Source organism: Faecalibacterium tardum (assembly GCF_040096515.1).
In the GTDB taxonomy this organism is placed as follows: Bacteria; Bacillota; Clostridia; order Oscillospirales; family Ruminococcaceae; genus Faecalibacterium; species Faecalibacterium tardum.
Genome location: NZ_JBBMEO010000006.1, coordinates 110,748 through 126,345 on the forward strand (window position 1 = coordinate 110,748; position 15,598 = coordinate 126,345).

A 15,598-nucleotide genomic window follows, 5' to 3' on the forward strand; every position below is an offset into this window, starting at 1 on the left:
GGCGAATGCCCTGACTGAGAGGGTTTGTACCGGAAGTACCTTAAAAGCATACACACCCCCAAGCAACGGTATTTTGGTTAAAGTCTGGAGCTGATTACAAACATGAAGTATGATTACAAGGCTGTTGAAGCCAAGTGGCAGAAGGTGTGGGAGGACGAAAAGACCTTCCATGTTGAGATCGACCACAAAAAACCCAAGTTCTATGCCCTTGTGGAGTTCCCGTATCCCTCGGGTGCGGGCCTGCACGTCGGCCATCCCCGCAGCTACACCGCGTTGGATGTGGTAAGCCGCAAGCGCCGTAAAAACGGCTACAATGTGCTGTACCCCATGGGCTGGGACGCCTTCGGTCTGCCCACCGAAAACTTCGCCATGAAGAACCACATCCACCCGGCCATCGTCACCAAGAGCAACGTGGATCATTTCCGCAGCCAGCTCAAGGCGCTGGGCTTCTCCTTTGACTGGGATCGTGAGATCAACACCACCGACCCCGAGTACTACAAGTGGACCCAGTGGATCTTCCTGCAGCTGTACAAGCACGGTCTGGCCTACAAGAAGGAAATGAACGTCAACTGGTGCACCGGCTGCAAGTGCGTGTTGGCCAACGAGGAAGTTGTCAACGGCGTGTGCGAGCGCTGCGGCAGCGAGGTAGTGCACCGCGTCAAGAGCCAGTGGATGCTCAAGATCACCGCTTATGCCGATAAGCTGATCGACGGTCTGGACGGTTTGGATTACATCGAGCGCGTGTCCACCCAACAGAAGAACTGGATCGGCCGCAGCCACGGTGCCGAGGTGAACTTCGGCACCACCGCCGGTGACACCCTGACCGTGTACACCACCCGCTGCGATACCCTGTTCGGTGCTACCTACATGGTCATCTCCCCGGAGCATGCCCTGCTCAAGGAATGGCTGGAAAAGGGCATCATCAAGAACGCCGATGCGGTCAAGGCTTATCAGGCTGAAGCTGCCCGCAAGAGCGACTTTGAGCGCAGCGAGCTGAACAAGGAAAAGACCGGCGTGCAGCTGGATGGCGTGATGGGCATCAACCCGGTCAACGAGACCGAGATCCCCATCTTCATCTCCGACTACGTTCTGTCCACCTACGGTACCGGCGCCATCATGGCCGTGCCTGCTCACGATACCCGCGACTGGGAATTCGCCAAGAAGTTCGGCCTGCCCATCATTGAGGTGGTCAAGGGCAACACCCCGTCCAATCTGGACGAAGCTGCCTTTACCGATGTGGCTACCGGTACGCTGGTCAACTCTGGCTTCCTGAACGGCCTGTCCGTGGTCGATGCCAAAAAGAAGATGATCACCTGGCTGGAAGAGAACGGCAAGGGACGCGATAAGGTCAACTACAAGCTGCGCGACTGGGTGTTCAGCCGTCAGCGTTACTGGGGCGAGCCCATCCCCATGGTGCACTGCGACAAGTGCGGCTGGCAGCCCCTGCCCGAGAGCAGCCTGCCGCTGACCCTGCCGGACATCACCGACTTTGAGCCGGGCCCGGACGGCGAGTCCCCGCTGGCACGCCACAAGGACTGGGTCAAGACCACCTGCCCCTGCTGCGGCGGCCCCGCTACCCGCGAGACTGACACCATGCCCCAGTGGGCCGGTTCCTCCTGGTACTTCCTGCGCTACATGGATCCCCACTGCAAGGATGCACTGGCCTCCAAGGAAGCACTGGAATACTGGTCTCCGGTGGACTGGTACAACGGCGGCATGGAGCACACCACCCTGCATTTGCTGTACAGCCGCTTCTGGCATAAGTTCCTGTACGATATCGGTGTGGTGCCCACGGCAGAGCCCTACCAGAAGCGTACTGCCCACGGCATGATCCTTGGCCTGAACCCCCACAGCTTTGTCAATCTGCCCGCTGAGGAGCAGGAGAAGCTGCTCAAGGAGTACGGCAGCCAGAAGGCCGCCGAGAAGGCACTGGAAGAGAAGTACGGCGAGATGGCACGCCATCCCATCGTGAAGATGTCCAAGAGCCTTGGCAACGTCATCAACCCCGACGAGGTGGTGGATCAGTACGGCGCCGACACCATGCGTCTGTACGAGATGTTCATGGGCGACTTTGAACAGGCTGCACCGTGGCAGACCTCCGCCATTGCGGGCTGCAACCGCTTCCTTGACCGCGTGTGGGCACTGAGCGATAAGCTGGTGGAGGGCGAGGGCTACCGTCCCGCTATGGAGACCCTGATGCACCAGACCATCAAGAAGGTCAGCGCAGATATCGAGAGCCTGAAGATGAACACCGCCATTGCCCAGCTGATGACGCTGGTCAACGCCCTGTACGATAACGGCGGCGCCACCAAGGCTGAGTTTGAGACGCTGGTGCAGCTGCTGAACCCCTTTGCTCCCCACATGACCGAGGAGCTGTGGGAGAAGCTGGGGCACAGCCACGACGAGCAGCTGGCCTACTATCCGTGGCCTGCCTACGAGGAAGCCAAGTGCGTGGAGGCTGCTGTGGAGATCGCCGTGCAGGTGAACGGCAAGGTGAAGGCACGCCTGAAGGTACCCGCAGACATCACCGCCGAGGACGCCATTGCCACCGCCAAGGCAGACCCTGCTGTGGCTGCCGCGCTGGAAGGCAAGCAGCTGGTCAAGGAGATCTACGTCAAGGGCCGTCTGGTCAATCTGGCTGCCAAGGGCTGAGAACTGCTGCTCCGCTGAATAAGCGTGAACATATCATCACCCGCAGAGGCGGATTTAGCGCAGGAAACACCCGGGGGCGTCTGTTCAAAAATCTTTCAAAAGTTTTGAGCAAAAACTTTCAAAAAAAGGTTGACGAACCGGATAAAATGCGCTATACTGTCTACTGTTAGTTACCATGTAACAACGAAATTCCTGCCTCACGGTCCAAGGGAGGGAATAAGATGTCGGAAATTCGTGTTAAAGAGGGCGAGTCGCTGGAAAGCGCACTGCGTCGCTTCAAGCGCAGCACTGCTCGCAGCGGTGTGCTCGCAGAGGTTCGTAAGCGCGAGGCTTACGAGAAGCCGTCTGTTAAGCGCAAGAAGAAGTCCGAAGCAGCCCGCAAGCGCAAGTTCAAGTAATCACTTGCTTGGAATCGCACGTTGCTTTAGATTTTAAACGCGTTGCTAACGCCGATGTAGGGGAGCCTGTTTATGCAGGTTCCCCTATTTTCATTTTAAAGCCGCTTTGCGCAGGGCAGACTGAGAGGGTCTATTTATGCTCATTACCCCCGAATATGTTTTCAAGGACGTTACCCATATCACGCCGGAATGGCTTGCCGCCAAGGGCATCACGGCTCTGGTGCTGGATATCGACAACACCCTGACCGCAGACCGCAGTCAGGAACTGCCGGAGGAGGTGGCCGCGTGGCTTGCCGCCATGCGCAAGGCCGGGGTAAAGCTGACCATCGTCTCCAACGGTGCGGAAAAGCGTGTGCGCCCCTTTGCGGAAAAGCTGGGTCTTGCCTACCTGTACCGTGCTGCCAAGCCCCTGCCTTTTGCGCTGATGGTGGCACAGCACCGCATGGGCGTGAAGCACCGCCAGATGGCCATGGTGGGCGACCAGCTTTACGCCGACCGCATGGTGGCGGCGCTGTACGGCATCCCCGGGCTGATGGTCATCCCCCGCGGGCCGGATTTGGGTGCGCAGGTCATCCTCAAGCGCAAGTGGGAAAAGAAACACTGGCAGAAGTACTACGACCGGGGAGGTAAGACCCTATGAGTGAAGCTTGGAACATCCGGTTCGGCACTGCAGGCACCAGCGACAGCTTTGCCGCCCAAGGCTACAAAAGCAGTCTGGATGTGCCGGAGTACACCGCCAAAATGGGGCTGAACGCCTTTGAGTATCAGTGCGGGCGCGGGGTGCGTCTGGGGCTGGATAAGGCCGCCCGCATGGCTACCCTTGCCGCCCAGCGGGATATCCTGTTCAGCGTCCACGCACCTTATTATATTAGCATGTCCAGTCTGGAAGAGGACAAGCGGCTGAACAGCATCCAGTACCTGCTGCAAAGCGCGGCGGTGTGCCGGGCGCTGGGCGGCAGACGCATCATCTTCCACTCCGGCAGCTGCGGCAAACAGAGCCGGGAAGCTGCGCTGGAAAAGGCGCTGGATACCATGCGCCGCGCCGTGTCTGCGCTGGATGAGGCAGGCTTTGGGGATATGACCCTGTGCCCGGAGACCATGGGCAAGGTAGGGCAGCTGGGCACGCTGGACGAGGTGCTGGCGCTGTGCGGCGTGGACAGCCGCATCACCCCCTGTATCGACTTTGGCCACCTGAACGCCCGCACGCTGGGCGGCATCCAGACCAAGGCGGACTATGCCGCCATTCTGGACCGCATGGCTGAGGTACTGGGCGATGACCGCGCCAGGCAGTTCCATGTGCATTTTTCCCGCATCGAGTACTCGGCGGGCGGCGAAAAGCGCCACTGGACCTTTGCCGATACTCAGTTCGGCCCGGAGCCTCAGCCCCTGATGGAGCTGCTGGCAGAGCGGAAGCTTGCGCCGGTAGTCATCTGTGAGAGCGCAGGCACACAGGCCGAGGACGCGCAGACGATGCAGCAAATGTACCGCGCAGCGCGGAATGTGTAAAAAATTTTGTGTTTTTATCGTCTTTTTTGCCCAAACCCCTTGCCAAACAGGGGCAGATTGGGTAAAATAAATAGAGATATGCGTTAAGCATCTGAGATTAAATTTATGGAGGAATTCCTATGATTTCTGCAGGCGAGTTTCGCAATGGCGTGACCTTTGAGCAGGACGGCCAGGTTCTTCAGGTCGTTGAGTTCCAGCACGTCAAGCCCGGCAAGGGCGCTGCCTTTGTCCGTACCAAGACCAAGAACGTCATCACCGGTTCTGTGGTCGAGACCAGCTACAACCCCACCGCAAAGTTCCCGCAGGCTTTCATCGAGCGTAAGGACGTGACTTACAGCTACGAGGATGGCGACCTGTACCACTTCATGGACAACGAGACCTACGATGACATCCCCGTCAACGCAGCCGACGTGCCCGATAACTTCAAGTTCTGCAAGGAGAACGAGCTGTGCAAGCTGCTGAGCTACAAGGGCAAGGTGTTCAGCGTCGAGATCCCCAACTTCATCGAGCTGGAAGTCACCCAGACCGAGCCGGGTGTCAAGGGCAACACTGCTACCAACACCCTGAAGCCCGCTACCGTTGAGACCGGCGCCGAGATCCGTGTGCCGCTGTTCATCAACGAGGGCGATCACATCCGCATCGATACCCGCACCGGCGAGTATATGGAGCGCGTCTGATCATTTGTCGCATACCGGGCAGCGGGCAACCGTTTGCCCGGTTTTTTGTATGATAAGTTAGGAGGGCATTTCAGATGGAACTGAATAAGAAAGCAGCCTACCTGCAGGGCTTAGTGGACGGTCTGGGCGTGGATGAGAGCACCAAAGAGGGCAAGATCATCAAGGCCATGGCCGCGCTGCTGGGCGAGATGGCCGATGCCATTGCCGCCATGGACGAGGATCTGACCCAAGCCTACGACCAGATCAACGATCTGAGCGAGGAGCTGGAGGATCTGGAAGCCGACCTGTACGAGGACGAGGATGCCGAGGACGAAGATGACGACGCAGCCGACGAGGATGAGGATGCGGGAGATGACGACATCGCCAGCGAGCCCTTCTATGAGGTAGCCTGCCCCGCCTGCGGCGAGACCGTCTACGTCAGTGAGGATGATCTGGATGCAGGGGAAGCTAACTGCGCCCACTGCGGTGTGACCTTTGAGGTCGCACTGGAAGGCGACGAGGACGAAGCCAAGGACGCCCCTGTGCAGTACGAGGTGACCTGCCCCGCCTGCGGAAAGACCGCCGTATTTGAGGAGGATGAGCTGCTGGACGGCGCACCCAAGTGCCCCAACTGCGGCGAGCCGCTGGACTTTGAGGTGACCGAGGAGTAAACGCTTCTTCATCGCCCGTGAAAAGGCAATTTTGGAAAATCCGCAGATTTTCCAAAATTGCAATCTAAAAAAGAAATTCCTATGAATATGGCCAAAGCGCACGCGAAGGCCATTCCAAATCGTCCCTGTAAAAACGCAATGCCGGGCAGTCCGCAGACTGTCCGGCATTGTTCATTTTAATTTGATTCAGCGGGTCTCGTTGGCCTTCTGCAGCCAGATGCCGCCGATGTCCAGCGCATTGTACAGGCCGTGCTTGGTGGTCTGACGCGCTACGCGCTCCTGCGGTGCCTTGGTGGTATCGGTAGAAAGCAGCATCAGGTGTACCTTGTCGGCTACCTGCTGCTCGCCCACCGGGGTGGTGGTCAGGATCTGCAGATACAGCACATAGGGATCGGTCATGCTGCCGTAATACAGCTCGTTGTCCTTGCGGACGAGGGGCTTGCCTTTATAAGTCAGTTTCGGTGTATATGCCATCGTGAAAGCCTCCCTGTCGTTTGATTCATCTTAGTATAACACATTCTACCTATGGGATGCAAGCGTTTGCGGCAGTGCTCTGTCAGTTTTGCACCAAAACAGCCCCGTACCGTGCAAAACCGGCAGTACATTTTTGGCAAATGGGGTTTGCTGTTGGGTGCAGTTATGCTATACTATAAATAGAACAGCCCGCATTCCGGGCCGGAAGTGAGGGAACGACAATGGCAGATTATCAGGAATACCGGCGGCGCATCCTGCACCGGCGCTGGCGCAGGGTGTTTATCATCGTCGCCCTTCTGGCGCTGGTAGCGCTGCTGAGCGCTATCGGCATTCTGTGGAAGGTGCTGCACCGGGAGCGTGTGGATACCGCCCTGAGCCAAAACACCATTCTGCGGCAGGTGACCACGGATAATACATGGAACACGGTCAACTACCCGCTGGCGCGGCAGCTCCGGGTGCAGACGCTGGAGGGAAGCACCGAGACCGCGCTGGACTTCCGCATGGCGGCGCTGCCGGCCAGCGCTCCGGTGGAAAAAAGCTGGTTTGCACAGGTCAGTTTTGTTGGTGACAGCCTGACGCAGGGCTTGCAGATCTATGATACCGGTTTGCCCGGGGCGCAGTTCTGCGCCTATAAGGGGGTAGGCCCCAACGCCTTTGTCAACGGCACCAGCTGCAAGCGGGCGGACGGCGTGACAGAGATCCCGATGGACGCTTTGACCGCCCAGCAGCCCAAGGCCGTTTACGTGCTGCTGGGCAGCAATGTGCTGGGGCGGGACACCGATTACACCAGCTTTCTGACCTACTACCGCCTGATGCTGGACATGATCAGTCAGGCACTGCCGGATGCAAAGATCTATGTGCAGTCCATCACGCCGGTACGGCCGGAGGTAGGTACACAGGCAAACCACGCAGGGTTAAACCGGGACCGCCTGTGCCACATCAACAACGAACTTGCCGCCATTGCGCTGGAAAAGGACTGCTATTTCCTGAACCTTTGGGAGGTGCTGGCAGACGAAAACGGTGACCTGATCGAAAGCTACGCCCAGCCGGACGGCTACCACATCAAGCCGGAGGGCTACGCCGCATGGGTAGACTACCTTTGCAGCCACACCATGGAGTGAAAAAGAACATAAAAGACGCTGCCCTTGCGGACAGCGCCTTTTGTGTTTTATTAGGATTTTTTATCAGAACAGGCCGGTGATTTTGCCGTCGGCGTCTACGTCGATGTTCACGGCGGCGGGCTTTTTGGGCAGGCCGGGCATGGTCATGATGTTGCCGCAGATGACGACCACGAAGCCTGCACCGGCTGCCAGACGCACCTCGCGCACCTCCATGGTAAAGCCGGTGGGTGCACCGGTCAGCTTGGCGTTGTCGCTGAAGCTGTACTGGGTCTTGGCGATGCAGACAGGCAGGTTGCCGTAGCCCATCTCGGTCAGCTCGGCCAGCGTCTTGCTGGCGGCGGCGCTGTAATTCACGCCGTCGGCGCGGTAGATCTTGGTGGCAATGGCGTTGATCTTGTCCTTCAGGGGCATCTCCAGCGGGTAGGTGTACTGGATGGGACGATCCTCCAGGATCTCCAGTACCTTTTCAGCCAGTGCCTTGCCGCCCTCGCCGCCCTTGGCGAACACCTCGCTCAGCACGCAGGGCACGCCCTGCTCGGCGCAGACCTGCTCCACATAGGCCTGCTCCTCGGCGGTGTCGGTGGGGAAGGCATTGATAGCCACCACCACCGGCAGACCGAAGCCGTTCTTCAGGTTGTCGATGTGACGGATCAGGTTGGAAGCACCGGCCTTGACAGCTTCGAGGTTGGGCTGGTTCAGATCGGCCTTGGCTACGCCGCCGTGGCTCTTGAGGGCGCGCACGGTAGCCACCAGCACACAGGCAGAGGGAGCAATACCGGCATAGCGGCACTTGATATCCAGAAACTTTTCCGCGCCCAGATCCGCACCAAAGCCTGCCTCGGTAATGGTGTAGTCTGCCAGCGAGAGGCTCAGCTTGGTAGCCAGCACGCTGTTGCAGCCGTGGGCAATGTTGGCAAAGGGGCCGCCGTGGATGATGGCGGGGTTGTTTTCCAGCGTCTGCACAAGGTTCGGATCCAGTGCGTCCTTCAGCAGGGCGGTCATAGCACCGGCTGCGCCGATCTCACCGGCAGTCACCGGCTTGCCGTCGTAGGTATAGGCGCACACGATGCGGGACAGCCGCTCCTTCAAATCGGAGATGCTGGTGGCAAGGCAGAAGATGGCCATGACCTCGCTGGCGACCGTGATGTCAAAGCCGTCCTCACGGGGGGTGCCATTCACCTTGCCGCCCAGACCGTCCACAATGAACCGCAGCTGGCGGTCGTTCATGTCCATGCAGCGCTTCCAAGTGATGCGGCGGGGGTCGATGTTCAGCGGGTTGCCCTGCTGGATGCTGTTGTCGATCATGGCAGCCAGCAGGTTGTTGGCGGTGCCAATGGCGTGCAGGTCACCGGTAAAGTGCAGGTTGATATCCTCCATGGGCACCACCTGTGCGTAACCGCCGCCGGCAGCGCCGCCCTTTACGCCGAACACGGGGCCAAGGCTGGGCTCGCGCAGGCAGAGCATGGTCTTTTTGCCCAGTGCGTTCATGGCATCGGCCAGACCCACGCTGGTGGTGGTCTTGCCCTCACCGGCAGGGGTGGGGCTGATGGCGGTGACAAGGATCAGCTTGCCCTGCTTTTTGGCGTTGTGGATCAGCCGGTGGTCGATCTTGGCCTTGTAGCGGCCATAGGGGATCACACTTTCCTCCTCCAGACCCAGCTGAGCTGCGATCTGGGTGATCGGCTTCATCTTGGCTTCCTGCGCGATCTCGATATCGGTCTTCATACAGACATCCTCCTTGATAGCAAAAAAGGGCAGCTTTGCGCAGCAATTGCGCAAGGCTGCCCAGACGGTCGGCATTGACATCCCCAGCACCCCTGCACTGTGGTGCTCCACAAGGTTCCGTCAGCAGGGATGCGGTCTATGCTGTAAAGATAGCACACTACCAGGGTGTTTGTCAAGGAGGTACAGTTACAAAAATCACCCATAAATGCAGAAAATTTTTTGCGTTATCCAAGGGTTTGTGCTATACTTATTCTGGGTTATTATGAAAACAACGACAGAAAGCAGGAAATCCATATATGCTGCAAAACCCTCAGTTACATTATCTGGACAACGCGGCCACCACCATCGTAGCGCCGGAGGTGGCGGACGTCATCGACAAGGCCATGCGGGAGCACTGGGCAAACCCTTCCAGCCTGTACGGCCCGGGCGCGCGCAGTGAAGAGGCTTTGAACGCCGCCCGCGCCGCCGTGGCGCGCACGCTGGGCTGCAAAAGCCGGGAGCTGTATTTTACCTCCTGCGGCAGCGAGAGCAACAATCTGGCGCTGCTGGGCGCGGTGCAGACCCGCACCTTCGGCAAGGGCATTGTGGTGTCCGGCTTCGAGCACCCCAGTGTGCAGCGACCGCTGGAGCGGCTGGCAAAGCAGGGCTACGACGTTACCGTGGTAGCCCCCCGGGCAGACGGCACACTAGACATTACCGCCATGCTGGAGCGGGTGGACAAAAACACCGTTCTTGTGGCGTGCATGATGGTGAATAACGAAATCGGCACCCGCAACGATGTGGAGCGCCTTGCCGCCGAGGTAAAGCGCCGCAACAGCCGCACCATCGTCCATGTGGACGCGGTGCAGGCGTGGATGCGTGTGCCCATCAAGCTGGACAACATCGATACACTCTCGGTAAGCGGCCACAAGATCCATGCCCCTAAGGGCATTGGTGCGCTCTACCTTTCCGACCGGCTGGTGCAGGCCTTCCAGCCGCCCTATCTGGGCGGTGAGCAAGAGCGGCAGATGCGCCCCGGCACTGAAAATCTGCCCTATGCCATGGGTCTGGCCGCAGCGGCTACCCGTCTGGCCAAGACCATGAAGAGCCGGGACACCGCCATGCGTGCGCTGAACCGGCAGCTGCGGGAGGGGCTGAAGGCCTTCCCGGAGGTGGTCATCAACAGCCCGGAGAACGCCGTGCCCGAGGTGCTGAACTTCAGCGAGATGTGCATCAAGAGCGAGACCATGCTGGCTTTTCTGGCCGAAGAGCAGATCTACGTTTCCTCGGCCAGCGCCTGTGGGCGCGGCCAGCCCAGCCACACGCTGGCAGCCATGGGGCGCGACCCGCTGGCCATCGATACCGCCATCCGGGTGTCCTTCTGCGCCGAAAACACCCCGGAGGATGTGGATGCCTTCCTCAACCGCTTCGAGGACGGCATGAAGCATTTGCAGAAGATCAGAAAGTAAAAACTGAAGCCGTTCTATGGGAAGATGCAGTTTGCCTGCGCGACCCCAATGCGTGAAAGGGTGAATGGAAAATGACCGCAGTCATTTTCCATTCACAGATAAAAACAATTCATCCGCTGAATATGGCCAGAGCGAAAGCGGAGGCCATTATAAATCCCACATCAGGAGATGCAACATTTATGAAGGAAATTATTATGGGCTATCAGGGCGAGATGTCCCTGAAAGGCCTCAACCGCAACCAGTTCGAAGCAGCCATGATGAAGATCCTGCGCTACCGCCTTAAGACGGTTGGCAAGTTCAGGGTGTACTGCACCCAGTCCACCTTTTATATGGAGCCTGAGGAAGAGGACGTGGATATGGATCTCGCCTTTGAACGGGTCAGCAAGGTGTTCGGCCTTGCCGCGCTCAGCCGCGCTGTGGTGTGCGAAAAGGATTTCGATACCATTTGCCAGACCGCTGAGGACTATCTGGGCAGCGCGCTGCACGGCATCCGCACCTTTAAGGTGGAAGCCCGCCGCGCTGATAAGACCTACCCCATGACCAGCCCGGAGCTGATGCGGGAACTGGGCGCTTACCTGCTGGGCAAGCACAACTACCTGAAGGTGGATGTGCATAACCCGCAGTTCAAGGTCATTGTGGAAATTCGCGATTACGGTGCGTATATTCATGGCCCAAAAATACAGGGCGAGGGCGGCCTGCCCGTGGGCACCAGTGGCCGTGCCCTGAATATGCTCTCCGGCGGCATCGACAGTCCGGTGGCAGCCTATCGTATGGCAAAGCGCGGTCTGGCACTGGATCACATCCATTTTGCGTCCCCTCCGTATACTTCTGAACGCGCAAAACTGAAGGTAAAGGCTCTGGCACAGCTCATCACCGTGTATACCGGCAGCGCCAACCTGTTTGTGGTGCCCTACACAAAACCCCAGGAATACATCCGGGATAATGCCCCGGATGTGCTGTTCACGGTGCTGATGCGCCGCAGCATGATGCGCATTGCAAACGTGATTGCCAAAAAGCAGGGCTGCGAAGCGCTGGTCACCGGCGAAAGTCTGGCACAGGTGGCAAGCCAGACCGTCAAGGCTTTGCAGTGCACCGATGCCGCACAGGATCTGCCCATCCTGCGCCCGCTCATCGGTATGGATAAGACCGAGATCATTGAGACCTCCCGCCACATCAATACCTTTGAGACCAGCATCCTGCCCTACGAGGACTGCTGCACCATCTTCACCCCGCCGCACCCGAAGATCCGCCCCGAACTGGAGGAAATCCTTGCCGCCGAAGCCGCCATGCCCGGCCTTGCCGCATTGGAGGCCGAGGCCGCAGAACAGACCGAGCGCATCCGGGTGCGCATCACCGATCAGGTAGAATTCGAGGGTTGATTTGTCCATGACAGCAGAGATCATCAGTGTGGGTACCGAGCTGCTGCTCGGCAACATTCTTAACACCAATGCCCAGTACCTCAGCCGGGAGCTGGCTGCACTGGGCATCACCGTCCGGCGGCAGAGCACCATCGGCGATAACCATGACCGTCTGGCGGATTTTGTCAACGAAGCAAAGCAACGGTGCGATTTGTTGGTGTTCACCGGCGGGCTGGGCCCCACGGCGGACGACCTGACCAAGGAGACGGTGGCCGCCTGCTTTGGCGACACCCTTACCTTTGACTCCGACGAGTGGCAGAAGATCGTGGACTTCTTTACCCGCACCGGGCGCGAGACCACCCCCAACAACCGCAAGCAGGCCATGGTGCCGGTGCGTGGGCATAAGGTGGTCAACCACCACGGCACCGCGCCGGGCGCATGGTTCGAGCAGGACGGTCACTGTGCCGTGCTGATGCCCGGTGTGCCCCACGAGATGAAGGCCATGTGGGAGGAAAGTGTGCGCCCGCTGCTGCTGGCGCGGCAGAGCTGTGCCCTGCATAGCCTGACGCTGCGGGTGCTTGGCGGCGAGAGCAATCTGGAGTACCGGGTGCGTCCGCTGCTGGAGAACCTGAACCCGACCGCTGCCATCTACTGCAAGACCGGCGAGTGCGAGATCCGCATCACCGCCCGGGCACAGAACGACACCGAGGCACAGACCATGTGCCGCGCCTACGCCAAAAAGTTCTATGATCTGCTGGGCGATGCGGTGTATGATGAGGATGTCGCCGGGTTGGAAGAAACGGTGGTGCATACGCTGCGGTCTAACGGCCTGACCATTGCCACAGCCGAAAGCTGCACCGGCGGCATGATCGCCCAGCGCCTGACCAACGTGTCCGGCGCAAGCGAGGTATTCGGCTACGGCTTTGTGACCTACTGGGAGCAGGCCAAGGCGAAGCTTGTCGGGGTAGACCCGGCGGTCATTGCGCAATATAATGTGGTGTCGGCTCCTGTGGCGGCGCAGATGGCGCTGGGCGCGGCAAAGGCCGCCGGTGCGGATATCGCGGTCAGCGTTACCGGTCTGGCAGGCCCCGGCGGCGGTGACGCCGTCCGGCCTGTGGGCACGGTGTATCTGGGCGCAGCCCGGGGAGACAAGGTTTATGTAAAAAAGCTGTTCGTCTCCCGCCCGGACCGCGCACTCATCCGCGCCCGCGCCGCGCAGACTGCGCTGGAAATGGCGCTGCGGCTGGCACAGGGCAAGACCCCTGCCGGTACGCAGGTGCTGACCGAAAGCGCACAGCATGACCCCGCCGCCCTGACCGCCTTGGACGAGACCCTGCGGGCAGAGTAAGGGCGGCCCCTGCGGCCGCAGGGGGGATGCGTCATGACAAATAAGGAAGAGCGCCCGGCAGGCTGTGTGCTGCGGCTGTTCGGTGTGCCGGAGCAGACCGTGCAAAAGGCAGTGGAAACCCTGCCGGATACTTGGCAGGGCACGGTACACTGCCGCACCCGGGGCGCAGAAACGCTGGTGGCACTGCAAAGCAGCACCCCGCAGCAGCTGCGTCGAGCGGTACAACTGCTGCGGACAAGCCTTGCCCCAGCGCTGTATGGGGAAGGGGAGCAGACCCTTGCCGCTGCCACAGTGCAGGCGCTGGAGCAGCACCGCAAGCTTTTGGTGTGCAGTGATGCCGCTGCTGGGGCGCTGCTGGAGACCCGGCTGGAAAACCTTCCCGGCGCGGAAAAGGTGTTCGATTTTGGAGCCATGAGCTACGCCAACGCTGCGCTCAACGCCCGGCTCAGCCGGAAGCTGCGCAAAGCCCCGCAGGCAGAGCCTGCCCGCACACTGGCGCGGGTGCAGGCCATGCAGCGGATGACCGGTGCTGCGCTGGCGGTGGGCTGTGTGGAACTGCCCCAAAGCCACCTGCTACTGGTGGGCAGCAAAAAGGGCTGCTGGCTGCGGTGCGTATCGCCGGACGAGAACCCCGGGCTGTGGCTGCTGGATCTGCTGCGCCGCGCCGCCTGTGGTCTGCCGCAGGCTGGGGGCACAAACTGGCAGCCTTACGGCAGAGCTGTGCCGGATGCAGCCCTGACCCCTGCCGTTCTTGCGGCTGCGCCGCCCACGCCGCCGAACCCGAAGCATCACCGGCTGGGCAAGGTACTGACGGTGCTTTTGTTACTGGTACTGGCAGCGCTGGCTGCCGGGTGGTACTATACCGGCGGCGACCTTGCCGCCCTGCCCCAAAAGCTGCAAAGTCTTGGCGCAGAAAGCCTGCCCCACGCCGGGGCAAAGCTGGTGTGAGCGCTGCGGCGGCGCTTTCACTTTCAATAGAAAAAACCAAGCCCGGAGGGTTCACAGACCTTCCGGGCTTGGTTTTTGCACTGGCGTCCCCGATGTGATTCGAACACACGGCCTTCCGCTTAGGAGTAGGGGCTGAAGCCATAAATCCTAGGCAAAAGTAGGTAAAACAAGTGACGTTTTATCAATGGATTTTTTGTTGCGCTGTCAATCCGAGTAAAGAACACAACCCCTGAAATAAAACGAGTAAAAGGCTTTTCATTAGCAGAAAATTAGCAGAGCTAATGAAAAGTGGAAGGTTCATTGTAAAATGCCCACCTTTCATTAGCTGGAAAGTGTACGTTTCCCTACGGATATTTGCTTGTTTAGCATTCGTGAACCAGTCCATACAGCCGTAACTGGTGTGATGGACAAATGTTTTCAATAGAAAAAGACAGAGCTTTCTGAGAGAAAACTCTGGCCTATGTAACAGTATGATTGGAAATGTGCATTGTCTTGTAAAAAGAAGGGTCTTATGGTATTCTTATGGGAGTAAAGGCACTGGATGCAAGGAACTTTGCGTGATCTTAGGAGTGTGCAATGGAAAAGAAATTTAATATTGTAGTCGGTGAAGATGGAACTGTAAAACTCCCAGATGCGGTTCTGGAAAAACTTGAAGTCAAACCCGGAGAGGAAGTTCGATTCGAAGTAGACGACAATTTCTATGCAGTCAGGCTTCTATCACGGATAGAAGCTGAACGCTTGGATTACTTGAATTGGATGCATAATAAGCATTGCCCCTCTATTGAGGAAATGATTGCGGAGTCGAGAAAACAAGCCACCCAGAACATTGTGATCTCCCGTATCCTTGATGGGATGCCGGCAGAAAAAATCGCAGAAGGCTATGAAGTTTCACTCGATTATGTAAAACAGCTTACACATCAGCTGAAGATGGACATAGAGGAAGCTAAGGCGAAAAAACACAAAGAAACGGGATCATCCTAAAACAGATAGCGGCAGTTTTCCATATACGGAAAACTGCCGCTGTTTATGTATAGAGGCTTATAGGTTCTTTGCAAGATTTTTAATGAGTGTAGCCATAGAGGGGTCAGCCAGCAGTTTAGCAAGAGCTGCTGCCGCATCTGTATCGACGGGACTGGCTTTGGGAGTGGATTGCTCTGCGCGAGGGAGGACTTCAGGCTCTGCACCATGATGCTGATAGAAGAAATCGTCGAATCGTTGTGCGTTCAAACGCCGATCATCATCCAGAATGTGTGCGTACTGCTCGGTGACCATCGAAGCCTGTGCATGACCGGA

General features: G+C 58.5%; 14 protein-coding genes, 1 pseudogene and 1 riboswitch. Of the genes and pseudogenes, 12 read left to right on the plus strand and 3 right to left on the minus strand.

Annotated elements, in window-relative coordinates:
- Positions 1 to 102: 102 nt before the first annotated feature.
- From leuS to WMO44_RS06375, 6 genes are all read left to right on the plus strand, one after another.
- Positions 103 to 2,652 carry a leucine--tRNA ligase gene (leuS, locus tag WMO44_RS06350; RefSeq protein ID WP_112121657.1) on the plus strand — a complete coding sequence of 850 codons (2,550 nt, stop codon included), beginning with the start codon at positions 103 to 105 and terminating at the stop codon, positions 2,650 to 2,652.
- A 221-nt stretch (positions 2,653 to 2,873) separates the two neighbouring features.
- The gene (gene rpsU / locus WMO44_RS06355) at positions 2,874 to 3,050 is read left to right on the plus strand and encodes a 30S ribosomal protein S21 (RefSeq protein ID WP_005928271.1); all 177 of its coding nucleotides are present in this window, start codon (positions 2,874 to 2,876) and stop codon (positions 3,048 to 3,050) included.
- A gap of 136 nt (positions 3,051 to 3,186) precedes the next feature.
- Positions 3,187 to 3,690, plus strand: coding sequence for a YqeG family HAD IIIA-type phosphatase (locus WMO44_RS06360; protein ID WP_005928274.1), 504 nt, complete (start codon positions 3,187 to 3,189; stop codon positions 3,688 to 3,690).
- The gene (locus WMO44_RS06365) at positions 3,687 to 4,556 is read left to right on the plus strand and encodes a TIM barrel protein (protein ID WP_349152106.1); all 870 of its coding nucleotides are present in this window, start codon (positions 3,687 to 3,689) and stop codon (positions 4,554 to 4,556) included. Before WMO44_RS06360 ends, WMO44_RS06365 begins: the two co-directional genes overlap by 4 nt.
- A gap of 119 nt (positions 4,557 to 4,675) precedes the next feature.
- The gene (gene efp, locus WMO44_RS06370) at positions 4,676 to 5,233 is read left to right on the plus strand and encodes an elongation factor P (RefSeq protein WP_005928281.1); all 558 of its coding nucleotides are present in this window, start codon (positions 4,676 to 4,678) and stop codon (positions 5,231 to 5,233) included.
- A gap of 74 nt (positions 5,234 to 5,307) precedes the next feature.
- Positions 5,308 to 5,883: a CD1247 N-terminal domain-containing protein gene (locus tag WMO44_RS06375; RefSeq protein ID WP_097784948.1), complete on the plus strand. Its 576-nt coding sequence runs from the start codon at positions 5,308 to 5,310 to the stop codon at positions 5,881 to 5,883.
- A gap of 186 nt (positions 5,884 to 6,069) precedes the next feature.
- On the opposite strand, the gene WMO44_RS06380 is transcribed toward WMO44_RS06375, so the two are convergent.
- The gene (locus tag WMO44_RS06380; RefSeq protein WP_005928286.1) at positions 6,070 to 6,357 is read right to left on the minus strand and encodes a hypothetical protein; all 288 of its coding nucleotides are present in this window, start codon (positions 6,355 to 6,357) and stop codon (positions 6,070 to 6,072) included.
- 221 nt (positions 6,358 to 6,578) lie between these two features.
- On the opposite strand from WMO44_RS06380, the gene WMO44_RS06385 reads away from it, so the two are divergent.
- The gene (locus WMO44_RS06385; RefSeq protein ID WP_349152107.1) at positions 6,579 to 7,478 is read left to right on the plus strand and encodes a GDSL-type esterase/lipase family protein; all 900 of its coding nucleotides are present in this window, start codon (positions 6,579 to 6,581) and stop codon (positions 7,476 to 7,478) included.
- Between the two features lie 63 nt (positions 7,479 to 7,541).
- On the opposite strand, the gene WMO44_RS06390 is transcribed toward WMO44_RS06385, so the two are convergent.
- A complete protein-coding gene (locus WMO44_RS06390) occupies positions 7,542 to 9,203 on the minus strand; it encodes a formate--tetrahydrofolate ligase (protein ID WP_172679787.1) in 1,662 nt (553 codons plus the stop codon).
- A 51-nt stretch (positions 9,204 to 9,254) separates the two neighbouring features.
- A riboswitch (ZMP/ZTP riboswitch) is annotated at positions 9,255 to 9,341 on the minus strand.
- Between the two features lie 158 nt (positions 9,342 to 9,499).
- On the opposite strand from WMO44_RS06390, the gene WMO44_RS06395 reads away from it, so the two are divergent.
- From WMO44_RS06395 to WMO44_RS06415, 5 genes are all read left to right on the plus strand, one after another.
- Positions 9,500 to 10,651 (plus strand): cysteine desulfurase family protein, encoded by a 1,152-nt coding sequence (locus WMO44_RS06395; protein WP_349152108.1) that lies wholly within the window; start codon positions 9,500 to 9,502, stop codon positions 10,649 to 10,651.
- A gap of 179 nt (positions 10,652 to 10,830) precedes the next feature.
- Positions 10,831 to 12,030, plus strand: coding sequence for a tRNA uracil 4-sulfurtransferase ThiI (gene thiI, locus WMO44_RS06400; protein ID WP_349152109.1), 1,200 nt, complete (start codon positions 10,831 to 10,833; stop codon positions 12,028 to 12,030).
- Positions 12,031 to 12,037: 7 nt separating this feature from the next.
- A complete protein-coding gene (locus tag WMO44_RS06405; protein ID WP_349152112.1) occupies positions 12,038 to 13,357 on the plus strand; it encodes a competence/damage-inducible protein A in 1,320 nt (439 codons plus the stop codon).
- 33 nt (positions 13,358 to 13,390) lie between these two features.
- Complete coding sequence (locus tag WMO44_RS06410; RefSeq protein ID WP_349152110.1) at positions 13,391 to 14,305, plus strand: competence/damage-inducible protein A; 915 nt, start codon at positions 13,391 to 13,393, stop codon at positions 14,303 to 14,305.
- 576 nt (positions 14,306 to 14,881) lie between these two features.
- Positions 14,882 to 15,286: an AbrB/MazE/SpoVT family DNA-binding domain-containing protein gene (locus WMO44_RS06415; RefSeq protein WP_015536742.1), complete on the plus strand. Its 405-nt coding sequence runs from the start codon at positions 14,882 to 14,884 to the stop codon at positions 15,284 to 15,286.
- 57 nt (positions 15,287 to 15,343) lie between these two features.
- Here the strand turns inward: WMO44_RS06415 and WMO44_RS06420 are convergent.
- A pseudogene (locus WMO44_RS06420) lies at positions 15,344 to 15,598 on the minus strand (site-specific integrase); the annotation flags it as partial.